The organism is Kutzneria chonburiensis (assembly GCF_028622115.1).
Taxonomy (GTDB): Bacteria; Actinomycetota; Actinomycetes; order Mycobacteriales; family Pseudonocardiaceae; genus Kutzneria; species Kutzneria chonburiensis.
Window position 1 is genome coordinate 9,029,565 of sequence record NZ_CP097263.1, and the last position, 12,201, is coordinate 9,041,765.

Consider the following 12,201-nt stretch of genomic DNA (forward strand, 5'->3'; position numbering starts at 1 on the left):
CGACGGCAAGGTGTGCACCCCAGGCTATCGCCGACCAAGGTTCCCGAACGCGCAGTCTTCACCCCCGCGAGTCCCGCTCTCCGACAGGGTGAGTTGCGGTTTCGGGCAGAACCGAGCTCGGAGTCTCGGTTCTGCCCGAAACCGTATTTCGGTGTGCCGGAGAGCGGGACTCGCGGGGGTTGACGTGGGTGGGGTGCGCTCCTACGCTGGCGAAGCCGCCGCGATGTAAACGTTTACATTCCTCGTCCCTGGGAGGACAGCGTGCGCTACGCAGCGTTGCGGAGGTCGGCCCTGCTGCCGATGGTCGCGGTGGCCGGCATCGTCGTGTTCTGCGCCGGAGGCGCCGCGGCGGCCACGGTCCAGCCGCACGCGAGCACCTACAACGTCAAGGACTACGGCGCGAAGGCGGACGGCAGGAGCAATGCCGCGCCGGCGATCGACAAGGCGATCAGCGCGGCCAACGCGGCCGGCGGTGGCACGGTGGAGTTCCCGGCCGGCGGCTACCTGTCGGCGGGCACGGTGCACCTGAAGAGCAACGTGACCATCCAGCTGGACGCGGGCTCGACGATCACGGGCTCGGCCGACGGCTACGACAAGCCGGAGTCCAACCCCAACGACAAGTACCAGGACTACGGCCACAGCCACTTCCACAACGCGATGTTCTACGGCGACGGCGTCGACCACGTGAGCTTCACCGGCTCCGGCACCATCGACGGCGGCGGCCACCTGATCACCGGCAACCCGAAGTCGGGCCAGGCGGACAAGATCCTCTCGATCACCCGCTGCACCAACCTCACCCTCTCGGGCATCACCCTCAAGCGCGGCGGGCACTTCGCGGCGCTGATCAACGGGTGCGACCACGTGGTGTCGGACCACCTGACGATCTCCACGGCGGGCGACCGCGACGGCTGGAACATCATCAGCACCACCAACGTGACGATCACCAACATCAACGACGCGGCCAATGACGACGCGCTGGTGTTCAAGAGCGACTGGGCGCTGGGCAAGACGCTGCCCAACGGGCACGTCACGGTCACCAACGCCAACCTGTCGGCCGGCTGCTGCAACGCGCTGATGTTCGGTTCCGAGACGTGCGGCGACTTCACCGACTACCAGTTCTCGCACATCAAGATCACCGGCGCCGGCAAGTCGGGGCTGGGCCTGGTGTCCATGGACGGCGCGCACATCAGCAACGTGCACTACGACGACATCACCATGTCCAACACCCAGTCGCCGATCATGCAGAAGATCGGCACCCGCAAGCGCTGCGGCGGCAGCCCCGGCGTCGGCAGCATCAGCGACATCCACTACAGCAACATCACCGGCACCAAGGCCGGCAAGTTCAGCCCGACGCTGTGGGGCGAGTCCGGGCACGCGATCAGCAACATCACCTTCGACAACGTGCACCTGGACCTGCCCGGCGGCAGCGGCGCGGTGTCGAGCGGGGTGCCGAGCAACAGCGGCACCGACTACAACCCCAACAGCATCGGCACCCGGCCGGCGTACGGCTTCTACCTGCACAACGTCGCCGGCATCACCTTCCACAACAGCGGCTTCACGCTCGACAAGTCCGACGCGCGGCCGGCGATCATTGCCAACGCCGCCAGCGGACTGACCCTGGACAACGTGACGGCCGAGGCCGGCAAGGCGAGCTACGACCTCGGACTCCAGCAGGTGTCCGGCTACTGCCTGTCGGGCGGCACCAAGCTCCGCGTCAACAACTCGGGTTCTACCGAAAAGTGCGCCAGCTGATCCATTTATTGCACGCGGCAAGGCGGCGTTGCGCGCATTCGATGCGGGCAACGCCGCCTTGCCGGCTATTCACGGCCAAACGGTTTAGATATGTGAACAATGGTGAAGATGAACGCAAGGCGAACTGCGGTTGAAGCGTGGGGTATTGGCGCTGGTCAGAGGCGGAAGACCGGGAAACCGGGGGCGATGGCCAGCAGCTCCTCGTCGGTCGAGGTGTGGTCGATGTTCTCGAAGAAGGCGCCGACCTCGAACTTCCAGCGCTTGATGTAGGCGCGCAGCACGGGCGGCTTGTCGGCGTCGGCCAGCTCGGTGGGCGTGATGGTCTCGACGCGACGGCCGAGGCGCAGCTCGCCGGCGCCGGCGGCCCGCATGTTGCGGACCCACTGGGTGTGGCCGCGCGGGGCGACCAGGTAGCGGACGCCGTCGACGGTCAGCAGGTTGACCGGGTTGGTCCGCCACTCCCCGGACTTGCGGCCACGCACGGCCAGCACCCGGCTGCCCCACACCGAGAAGCCCATGCGGGTGAGGAGGGAGACGACCTCGTTGAACGCGTTGGTCGAGCGCTTGGGCTTGATGTAGCGGGTCATGGTGGTCATCTGCCTTCTCCGATTCGAGAGCGGTGCTCTGTGTTGAGAACAGTGAACACGGAGCGGGCGTCCAAGTCAAGAGCAGTGCTCTCACATGGGGTCACTGCTCTGGTAAGCTGCGCAGCGTGAACGCAGCGAAGACGGCGCGTGATCGCGCGAGGGCGGAGCTGACGGCGGAGATCAAGGACGAGGCCCGCCGGCAGCTGGTGACGGCCGGGGCGGACAGCCTGTCGCTGCGGGCGGTGGCCCGCGAGCTCGGCATGGTCAGTTCGGCCATCTACCGCTACTTCCCGAGCCGGGAAGAGCTGCTCACCGCCTTGATAATCGACGCATATCGAGCGCTCGGCGAAGCGGCGACCGCGGCTGACCAGCGGCTTCCCGACAAGGACCTGCGCGGGCGGTGGCAGGCGGTGTGCCATTCGGTGCGTGACTGGGCCCGGGCCAACCGGCACGAATACGCCCTGATCTACGGATCGCCGGTGCCGGGCTACAAGGCCCCGGAGGCGACGATCGTCGAGGCCCAGAAGGTGCCGCTGATCATGGTGCGGGTGCTCAGGGCGGCCTGGGCCGAAGGCACGCTGCGCCCGACCCGCGACTCCGGCGTGCTCTCCGACGGCCTGGCCGAGCAGTGCCGGGCGCTGGCCGAGGTGATCGCGCCGGAACTGCCGCCGGAGGTGCTGGCCCGGGCCATCGTGGCCTGGACACAGCTGTTCGGGATGATCAGTTTCGAGCTGTTCGGCCAGCTCGTGGGCAGTGTCGACCCCTCGGACGAGTTCTTCGCGTACGCCGTGGACGTGCTGGCCGACCTGGTCGGCATGCCGTCATGAGCCTGGCCCGCTTCGCGCAGGCCCGGGTCGCGCGCCTGGCCACGGCCGACCGGGAAGGCCGGCCGCACCTGGTGCCGGTGACCTTCGCCGTGCACGAGGACGTGGTGGTGATAGCGGTCGACCACAAGCCCAAGACCACCACCAACCTGCGGCGGCTCCGCAATATCGCGGAGAACGAGCAGGTCAGCCTGCTTGTCGATCATTACGACGAGGACTGGCGGCAGCTGTGGTGGGTCCGCGTCGACGGCATCGCGCGAATCCTGTCCGGCGATGGGCAAATCGAGCCGATCGGGTGGCTGCGGGCGAAGTACGAGCAGTACCGCGACCGCCCGCCGCAGGGCCCGGTGATCGAGATCAGGGTGCGCAAGGTCGTGGACTGGCACGGCTGAAGCCCATTCCCGGCCTATTTGTGACAAGCGCCACTGACGTCGGGGATATGTGACGCGGTACCCGCCGAACGGCGGTTATCGGGGCTGTCGCGCATTGCGAAACGCGTTGCGTGTACGTCGAACGGCGTTCGACAAGTGGACCCACGGGGCCGCCACCAGCGCCCATGCTTCGGTGAAGATCATCAAGGGTGTCCGGGAATGCGTGCCGATGTGGCACTGGACCGGCGGATTCGGTCGAAGTCGCCGGGTCTGGCCCGATCCCGCTCCAGCCGTCTCGACGTCTCTATAGACGTCGCTGTGAACAACTTCTGGAGACGGGGGAGTTACCTCTTTCATACCGTGAAGCAAGTCGGTCGGGAGGACCCATGGCGCGGGTGAGGGTGTTCGTTCAAGCGGGGGATCCGATCTCCGCGGTCGGTCTGGCCAGTTACATCAGGGCGCAGCCGGGCATGTTGGTGGTGCCGAGCCGATTGCCGGCCGACGCCGATGTGGCGCTCACGGTCACCGACCGGGTCAACGCCGATTTCATCGGCGCGCTGACCAAGGCCGCGCAGGCGGCGCCGCTGCCCACGGTGGTGGCGACCGACAACGTCGACCCCGAGCAGGCGCCGTCGCTGCACCGGTGTCGCGTCGTCGCGCTGCTGCCGCGCTCGGCGGCGACCAGCAGCCGGCTGGCCAGCGCGGTGCTCGAGGCGGCCGGTGGCGGCGCGGTGCCGAGCCTGGCCGAGCAGGCCGAGAACCTGCGCCGGGAGATCGCCGGGCCGGACGGCGCGATGCTGGCCCCGCGTGAGCTGACCGTGTTGCAGCTGATGGCCGACGGGCACGACACGCCCGAGATCGCCGACATCATGGCCTGCTCGGACCGGATGGTGAAGAGCATCATCCTGAGTGCGACCAAGCGCTTCAACGTGCACAACCGGGTGCACGCCGTGGCCTGCGCGCTGCGCGCCGGCCTCATCTAGAACACGAGCACTGCTCGACTCTCGCGGCGGACGTCGCGCGCGGTCTCCACTCGGTCCCGCCACGCCGAGTGGGGTCCCCGTGTGACGTCCGTTTCGCGTATCCGGACCCCGCACGGGCTCGTTGGTTCAAACGAAGGTGTCGAAGGGCTACGCCGAACGGGCTAGTGGTTGGCGTGGCGGGATGTTCCCCACTCCCGTGCCCCGGTAACACCGGGTGTGCGAGCAGCGAATCAGGGTACGGCGACGCCGTCGGCGTCGCGCTCGATTTCTCGCGGGGAGCGTGGCGGATGACGGTCTGTCGGCTGTGTGGCTCGACCAGCCTGGAGGGCGTGGTCGATCTCGGCGCCACCCCGCCGTGCGAGCGGTTCCTCACCGCGGAGCAGCTCGACGAGCCGGAAGTGACCTACCCGCTGCACCTGCGGGTGTGCACCCAGTGCTGGCTGGCCCAGATCCCGCCGCTGATCACTCCCGAGGACACCTTCACCGAGTACGCGTACTTCTCGTCCTACTCGACGTCCTGGGTGGAGCACGCCAGGACCTTCGTGGACGGCGCGGTCGAGCGGCTGGGGCTCAACGCCGACTCCTTCGTGGTCGAGGTGGCCAGCAACGACGGGTATCTGCTGCAACACGTGGTGTCGCGCTGGATCCGGTGTCTCGGCGTGGAACCCTCGGTGAACGTCGGCCAGGCGGCGCGGGACAAGGGCGTGCCGACGCTGACCGCCTTCCTCACCCCGGAGTCCGGTGCTCAGGTCCGTGATGAACACGGGCCGGCGAACCTGGTCGTGGCCAACAACGTCTACGCCCACATCCCGGACGTCATCGGCTTCACCAAGGGACTGCGCAACCTGGTCGCCGACGACGGCTGGGTGTCCATCGAGGTGCAGCACCTGCTGACCCTGATGGAGCTCAACCAGTACGACACCATCTACCACGAGCACTTCCAGTACTACACGGTGGCCTCCGCGCAGCGCGCGCTGGCCAGCGGCGGACTGTCCGTTGTGGACGTCGAGCTGGTGCCGACGCACGGCGGCTCGATCCGGCTGTGGGCCCGGCCGACCGAGGTCGCCGGCGAGCCCAGCGCCCGTGTGCACGACGTGCTGGCCCGGGAGAAGGCGGCCGGTCTGCACGAGTTGTCCGGCTACACCGAATTCGCCGCCCGCGTGGCGAAGGTGCGCCGCGACCTGTTGGCCTTCCTGACCAAGGCCGCCGCCGAGGGCAAGACGGTCGTCGGCTACGGCGCGCCGGGCAAGGGCAACACGCTGCTCAACCACTGCGGCATCCGGCCCGACCTGCTGGCGTACACGGTGGACCGCAACCCGTACAAGCACGGGCGGTTCACGCCCGGCACCCGGATCCCGATCCTGCCGCCCGAGCGGATCGCCGAGGACCGCCCGGACTACGTGCTGGTGCTGCCCTGGAACCTGCGCGACGAGCTGATCGAGCAGTTGGCCTACGTCCGCGAATGGGGCGGCAGCCTGGTCTTCCCCATCCCCGAACTCGAGGTGAAGTCGTGAAGGTCGTCCTGTTCTGCGGCGGGCACGGGATGCGGATGCGCACCGGCACCGCGGCGGACGTGCCCAAGCCGATGCAGCTGGTCGGGCCGAGACCGCTGATCTGGCACGTGATGCGCTACTACGCGCACTTCGGGCACACCGAGTTCGTCCTCTGCCTCGGCTACGGCGCCCACCACATCAAGGACTTCTTCCTCAACTACGAGGAGACCACGTCCAACGACTTCGTGCTCTCCCGCGGCAAGGTCGAGCTGCTGTCCACCGACATCTCCGACTGGAAGATCTCGTTCGTGCAGACCGGGATCGAGTCGCCGATCGGCGAGCGGCTGCGCCGGGTGCGGGATTTCCTCGACGGTGACGAGATGTTCCTGGCCAACTACGCCGACGTGCTGACCGACGCGCCGCTGCCGGAGATCGTCAGCCGGTTCGAGCAGTCCGACGCGGGCGCGTCGATGATGGTCGTGCCGCCGCCCGGCAGCTTCCACTGCGTCGAGCTCGGCGCGTCCGGCATGGTCTCGGGAATCACCCCGGTCAACGACATGCCGCTGTGGTCCAACGGCGGTTATTTCGTGCTGCGCCAGGAGGTTTTCGACCACATCCCGGAGGGCGGCGACCTGGTCGCCGACGGCTGTGTCGCGCTGGCCAAGCAGGGCCGGCTGATGGCCTACCCGCATCGCGGCTACTGGAAGCCGACCGACACCGTCAAGGAGCGGGTGGCGTTGGACGAGGCGTACTCGCGCGGCGAGCGGCCCTGGGCGTTGTGGGAAAGGGAATGATCGCACTCTCGACCGGACGCCCGCGCCGGATCGCCCTGCTCGCCGCCCACTGTGACGACATCGCGATCGGCGCGGGCGGCAGTCTGCTGACGTTGTGCCGGGCCGATCCCGGCGTGCGGGTCGAGGCGTTGATCCTGACCGGCGGCGGCACGCATCGTGAGGACGAGGAGCACGCGGCACTGGCGGCCTTCTGCCCGGACGCGGATCTCCGTGTGACGGTGGGAAAGCTGCCCGACGGCCGGCTGCCGGCGCACTGGGAAGAGGCCAAGACCGCGGTCGAGGAGCTGCGGTCGCGGATCGACCCGGAGCTGATCTTCGCGCCGAATCCCGGTGACGCGCACCAGGATCACCGTGGGCTGGCCGAGCTGGTGCCGCAGGTGTTCCGCGATCCGCTGATCCTGGGCTACGAGATCGTCAAGTGGGACGGGGACATGGGCCGGCCGTCGGTGTACCAGCCGCTGGCCGATTCCGTCGCCGAGGACAAGGTCCGGCTGCTGCACGAGCACTACGCGTCGCAGCGGGACAAGCCCTGGTACGACCGGGAGGCCTTTCTCGGCCTCGCCCGGATCCGGGGCATCGAGTGCAAGGCCCGGTACGCGGAAGCGTTCCACTGCAACAAGTTGACTCTCGACCTGGCTGGAGGATGACCCGGATGCGCGTGCTGCTGACCGGACACCAGGGTTACCTGGGCACCGTGATGGCCCCGGTGCTGGCCGAGGCCGGGCACGAGGTGATCGGCCTCGACTCCGGCCTGTTCGCGGACTGCGTGCTCGGCCCGACGCCGGCCGATCCGACCGGTATCGCGGTCGACCTCCGTGACGTCACGGCCGAACACCTGTCCACTGTGGACGCCGTGGTGCACATGGCGGCGCTGTCCAACGACCCGCTGGGGTCGTTGGCGCCGCAGCTGACGTACGACATCAACCACCACGCCTCGGTGCACCTGGCGCGGCTGGCCAAGGACGCCGGCGTCAAGCGTTACCTCTACGCCTCAACGTGTTCGGTGTACGGCGCATCCGGAGGTGACGGTCTCGTCGACGAGGACGCGCCGCTGCGACCGGTGACGCCGTACGCGGAGTCCAAGGTGCGCGTCGAGGACGACGTCGCCGAGCTGGCCGACGACGACTTCACGCCGGTGTACATGCGCAATGCCACCGCTTTCGGCTTCTCGCCGCGGCTGCGGGCCGACATCGTGCTGAACAACCTGGTCGGGCACGCGCACCTGACCGGCCAGGTCCGGGTGCTGTCCGACGGCACGCCGTGGCGGCCGCTCGTGCACGCCAAGGACATCGCGGCGGCCTTCGCCTGTGCGCTGGTCGCGCCCAAGGAAGCCGTGCACAACAAGGCGTTCAACGTCGGCACCGAGCTGAACAACCTGACCGTGGCCGAGATCGCCGGCGAGGTGATCGAGGCGGTGCCCGGCTCCAAGCTGGTGATCACCGGCGAGGCCGGCGCCGACCCGCGCTCCTACCGGGTCGACTTCGCCCGGATCCGGGCGGCCATGCCGGACTTCCACGCCGCGTGGTCGGTCAAGGACGGCGCGGTCGAGCTGTACGAGGCGTACCAGAAGTTCGGGCTGACCGAGCCCGACTTCAAGCAGCGCTTCACCCGGCTGGCCCGGCTGTCCGACCGCTCGGCCGAGGGCAGCCTCGGCCCGGACATGCGGCCGGTGCGATGAAGGAGCTGGTCGAACGGCTGTACCCGGTGTGCCGCAGCATCACCGGGAACGGCCTGCGGCGGACCTTGGAGATCATCGGCGAGCAGGTGGAGCTGGCCGTCTCCGAGGTGCCGACCGGTACCCAGGTGCTGGACTGGACCGTGCCGCGGGAGTGGAACATCCGGGACGCCTGGGTGAAGGACGCCGGCGGGCGCAAGGTGATCGACTTCGCCGAGCACAACCTGCACATCGTCGGCTACAGCACGCCCGTGCACGCCACGATGTCGTTGGCCGAGCTGCGCGAGCACCTGCACACGCTGCCCGAGCAGCCCGACCTGATCCCGTACCGGACCAGCTACTACAGCGAGACGTGGGGCTTCTGCCTGCGGCACGACGTGCTGGAGTCGTTGCCGGACGGGGACTACGAGGTCTTCATCGACTCCACTTTGGACGATGGCAGCCTGAGCTACGGCGAGCACGTGGTGCCGGGCGAGCTGACCGACGAGTTCATCGTGTCCTGCCACATCTGCCATCCCTCGCTGGCCAACGACAACATGGCCGGCGTCGCGGTGGCCGTCGAGCTGGCCACACGGCTGGCTGAGACGAAACCTCGGTATACCTACAGGTTCATCTTCGCGCCGGGCACGATCGGCGCGATCACCTGGCTGGCCCGCAACTTCGATCGCGTCGACCGGGTGCGCGGCGGATTCACGCTGGCCTGCGCCGGCGACCGCGGTTCGCTGACGTACAAGCGAAGCCGGCGCGGCGACGCGCCCGTGGACCGGGCCATGGAGCACGTGCTGCGGGAGTCGGGCCGCGAGCACAAGGTGATCGACTTCTCGCCCTACGGCTACGACGAGCGGCAGTACTGCTCGCCCGGCTTCAACCTCGGCGTCGGCAGCCTGACCAGGACGCCGTACGCCGGCTACCCCGAGTACCACACCTCCGGCGACAACCCCGACTTCGTCACCGAGGAGTCGATGACCGACACGCTGGACACGCTGTGGGCGGCGGTGGGCGTGCTGGAGCGCGACCGCCGCTACGTGAACCTCAGCCCGTACGGCGAGCCGCAACTCGGCCGCCGCGGGCTGTACGAGTCGCTCGGCGGACGCAGTGACACGAAACAGGCCCAGATGGCGATGTTGTGGGTGCTCAACCTGTCCGACGGCGAGCACAGCCTGCTGGACATCGCCCACCGAGCCGGAATTCCGTTCGCCACGGTCGCGGACGCCGCCGACGCCCTGCGGGGCGCCGGCCTGGTGAAGGAGTGACACCGAAGATGACCCAGTCCGTGACCACCGCCCCCACCCTCGGCTTACGCGTCGGCGACCTGGTCGAGGTGCGTGGCATCGAGGAGATCCTGGCCACCCTGGACAGCCGGGGCGAGCTGGACAACCTGCCGTTCATGCCGGAGATGGTCCGGTTCTGCGGCCAGCGCATGACCGTGCACAAGGTGGCGCACAAGCTGTGCGACACCATCAGCCGCAGCGGCATCCGTAAGATGGAGAACTCCGTCCACCTGGCCGGCGCCCGCTGCGACGGCTCCGCCCACGGCGGCTGCCAGACCGCGTGTTCCATGTACTGGAAGGAAGCCTGGCTCAAGAAGGTCGAGCCGGGGACTCCGCTGCCGGTGGCGGACAAGCCGTCCGGCCGGATCGACCTGCCGCTGCTGGTGGAGAACACCCACAAGGCCCCGGCGGCTGACGGCGGTGAGCGCTTCTCCTGCCAGGCCACCGAGTTGCTTCGGGCCGCGCCGACCTGCCTGCCGTTCCGCGACCTCGGCCAGTACGTGGACGACGTGAAGTCCGGCAACGTCACCGCCTGGGCGTCGTTCAAGGCGTTCGGGGTGTCGCTGTTCAACCGCGTGCAGGACGTCAGCCGGCAGAAGCTGCCGCGCAAGCTGTGGTTCAAGGAAGGCCTGCGCTGGGGCTTCATCAAGGGCCAGCCCGGCAAGAAGACGCCGACCGCGCACCTGGACCTGCAACCCGGCGAACTGGTGCGGGTCAAGAGCAAGGAAGCCATCCTGGCCACGCTCAACGAGGACATGCTCAACCGGGGCATGGGCTTCGAGATCGAGATGGCCCGCTACTGCGGCCAGACCGCCCGGGTGCAGGCGCGCGTCGACAAGTGCATCGACGAGAAGACCGGCGAGCTGCTGACCATGAAGAGCCCGTGCATCGTGCTCGAGGACATCGTCTGCGCCGGGGTCTACAACTCGAGCTGCCCGCGCGAGTTCGTGCCGTTCTGGCGGGAGATCTGGCTTGAGCGAGTCTGAGTCACCACCGGAGGCCGTCGGCACGATCGGTCGCAAGGCCGGTCGGGGCCTGCGCTGGAGCCTGGTCGGCAACCTGGGCACCAAGCTCGGCTCGTTCACCATCGGGCTGATCCTGGCCCGGCTGCTGGTGCCGGCCGACTTCGGCATCTTCGCCGTCGCCGCGGCGGCGACCGCCTTCGTCATGCACGTCAACGACATCGGCGTGATCGCCGCCGGCGTGCAGTGGCGCGGCAAGCTGGAGGACATGGCCCCGACGGGCACGTCGATCGCCATTGCCTTCAGCAGCCTGGTGTACGCGGCGTTCTTCTTCGGCGCGCCGGCCTTCGCCACGCTGTCCGGCACGCCCGACGCAGCGCCGGTGGTGCGGCTGCTGACGCTCGTGATCATCGTGGACGGCATCACCTCCTGCCGCGCCGCCGCGTTGATGCGGCGGTTCGAGCAGGACCGGCTGACCAAGGCGACGATGATCGGCACGGCGGTCAACTTCGTGGTCGCGGTGCCGCTGGCGTTCGCCGGGGCCGGTGCGTACAGCTTCGCCGGAGGGCAGGTGGCCAGCTCGATCGTCACCGGGATCCTGGTGTGGCGCATGGGCGCGTTGCCGTTCAAGCTGGCGTTCGACCGCGAGATCGCGGTGAAGCTGTTCAAGTTCGGCATTCCGCTGGCGGCCAGCCTCGGCGTGGAGTCGGTGCTGCTCAACGCCGACTACGTGATCGTCGGCAACGTGCTCGGCGCGACCGCGCTGGGCTGGTATCTGTTGGCGTTCAACGTCTCCAACTGGGTGCCGGGCCTGGTCGGCACGGCCGTGCGTTATGTCTCCATCCCGAGTTTCTCCCGGCTGGCCGAGCAGGAACCCGAGGCGTTGGCCGCCGGCGTGCGCCGATCGGTGCCGGTGCTGGTGTCGGCGATCCTGCCGGTGGCCGTGCTGATGGCGATCCTGGCCCCGTACATGGTGGTCTTCCTGTACGGCGATCAGTGGGGTCCGTCGGCCGCGGTGCTGCGGTTCCTGACCGTGCTGATGGTGGTGCGGATGCTGACGTCGCTGGCGTTCGACATCCTGACCTCGTTGGGCGCCACCAGGTCCACGGTGTGGCTGAACGCCGGCTGGGCCGTCGTGCTGATCCCGGCGCTGTGGTTCGGCACCCACCTGGACAACATCCGTGGCGCCGCCATCGCCCACAGCATCGTCGCCGTCGCGGTGGCGCTGCCACTGGCGATCATCGCTCTGCACCGGGCCGGCGTTCCGTTGTTGCCGGTGCTGCCCGCGCTGATCCGGCCGGCCGTCGGGGCCGCGCTGTGCGCCGCCGTGACGTTCGTGGTGGTGCGGTTGGTCAGCGGCGGCGCGTTCCTGCACCTGTTCGTGCCCGGTGTGGTCGGGATGCTGGTGTTCGTGCTGACGGTCGTGCCGGTCGAGCAGTTCCGGCAGTTACGGACGCGGCTGGTCCGCGCGCGCTGAGTGAGGAGTGGT

12 protein-coding genes are annotated in these 12,201 nt (G+C 68.6%); 11 read left to right on the forward strand and 1 reads right to left on the reverse strand.

The window, feature by feature from the left end:
* Positions 1-261: 261 nt before the first annotated feature.
* A complete protein-coding gene (locus M3Q35_RS42005) occupies positions 262-1,752 on the forward strand; it encodes a glycoside hydrolase family 28 protein (protein ID WP_273938149.1) in 1,491 nt (496 codons plus the stop codon).
* A gap of 155 nt (positions 1,753-1,907) precedes the next feature.
* Here the strand turns inward: M3Q35_RS42005 and M3Q35_RS42010 are convergent, their stop codons facing one another.
* Entirely contained in the window at positions 1,908-2,339 is a 432-nt protein-coding gene (locus M3Q35_RS42010; RefSeq protein WP_273944683.1) for a nitroreductase family deazaflavin-dependent oxidoreductase, read from the reverse strand.
* Positions 2,340-2,464: 125 nt separating this feature from the next.
* On the opposite strand from M3Q35_RS42010, the gene M3Q35_RS42015 reads away from it, so the two are divergent.
* The 10 genes from M3Q35_RS42015 (at position 2,465) to M3Q35_RS42060 (ending at position 12,189) form a co-directional block, all read left to right on the forward strand.
* Positions 2,465-3,166: a TetR/AcrR family transcriptional regulator gene (locus M3Q35_RS42015; RefSeq protein ID WP_273938150.1), complete on the forward strand. Its 702-nt coding sequence runs from the start codon at positions 2,465-2,467 to the stop codon at positions 3,164-3,166.
* The gene (locus M3Q35_RS42020; protein ID WP_273938151.1) at positions 3,163-3,555 is read left to right on the forward strand and encodes a TIGR03668 family PPOX class F420-dependent oxidoreductase; all 393 of its coding nucleotides are present in this window, start codon (positions 3,163-3,165) and stop codon (positions 3,553-3,555) included. The genes M3Q35_RS42015 and M3Q35_RS42020 overlap by 4 nt, the downstream gene beginning before the upstream one ends.
* 365 nt (positions 3,556-3,920) lie before the next feature.
* Positions 3,921-4,517: a helix-turn-helix transcriptional regulator gene (locus tag M3Q35_RS42025; RefSeq protein ID WP_273938152.1), complete on the forward strand. Its 597-nt coding sequence runs from the start codon at positions 3,921-3,923 to the stop codon at positions 4,515-4,517.
* 287 nt (positions 4,518-4,804) lie between these two features.
* Positions 4,805-6,031 carry a class I SAM-dependent methyltransferase gene (locus tag M3Q35_RS42030; RefSeq protein WP_273938153.1) on the forward strand — a complete coding sequence of 409 codons (1,227 nt, stop codon included), beginning with the start codon at positions 4,805-4,807 and terminating at the stop codon, positions 6,029-6,031.
* Positions 6,028-6,804: a sugar phosphate nucleotidyltransferase gene (locus M3Q35_RS42035; protein WP_273938154.1), complete on the forward strand. Its 777-nt coding sequence runs from the start codon at positions 6,028-6,030 to the stop codon at positions 6,802-6,804. Before M3Q35_RS42030 ends, M3Q35_RS42035 begins: the two co-directional genes overlap by 4 nt.
* Positions 6,801-7,451, forward strand: coding sequence for a PIG-L deacetylase family protein (locus M3Q35_RS42040; RefSeq protein ID WP_273938155.1), 651 nt, complete (start codon positions 6,801-6,803; stop codon positions 7,449-7,451). The genes M3Q35_RS42035 and M3Q35_RS42040 overlap by 4 nt, the downstream gene beginning before the upstream one ends.
* Before the next feature lie 5 nt (positions 7,452-7,456).
* Positions 7,457-8,482 (forward strand): NAD-dependent epimerase/dehydratase family protein, encoded by a 1,026-nt coding sequence (locus tag M3Q35_RS42045; protein WP_273938156.1) that lies wholly within the window; start codon positions 7,457-7,459, stop codon positions 8,480-8,482.
* Positions 8,479-9,732 carry a DUF4910 domain-containing protein gene (locus M3Q35_RS42050; protein ID WP_273938158.1) on the forward strand — a complete coding sequence of 418 codons (1,254 nt, stop codon included), beginning with the start codon at positions 8,479-8,481 and terminating at the stop codon, positions 9,730-9,732. The genes M3Q35_RS42045 and M3Q35_RS42050 overlap by 4 nt, the downstream gene beginning before the upstream one ends.
* 8 nt (positions 9,733-9,740) lie before the next feature.
* On the forward strand, positions 9,741-10,736 hold the full coding sequence (locus M3Q35_RS42055; RefSeq protein ID WP_273938159.1) for a hypothetical protein: 996 nt from the start codon (positions 9,741-9,743) through the stop codon (positions 10,734-10,736).
* Complete coding sequence (locus M3Q35_RS42060) at positions 10,723-12,189, forward strand: oligosaccharide flippase family protein (protein ID WP_273938160.1); 1,467 nt, start codon at positions 10,723-10,725, stop codon at positions 12,187-12,189. The genes M3Q35_RS42055 and M3Q35_RS42060 overlap by 14 nt, the downstream gene beginning before the upstream one ends.
* The last annotated feature ends 12 nt before the right edge of the window (positions 12,190-12,201 follow it).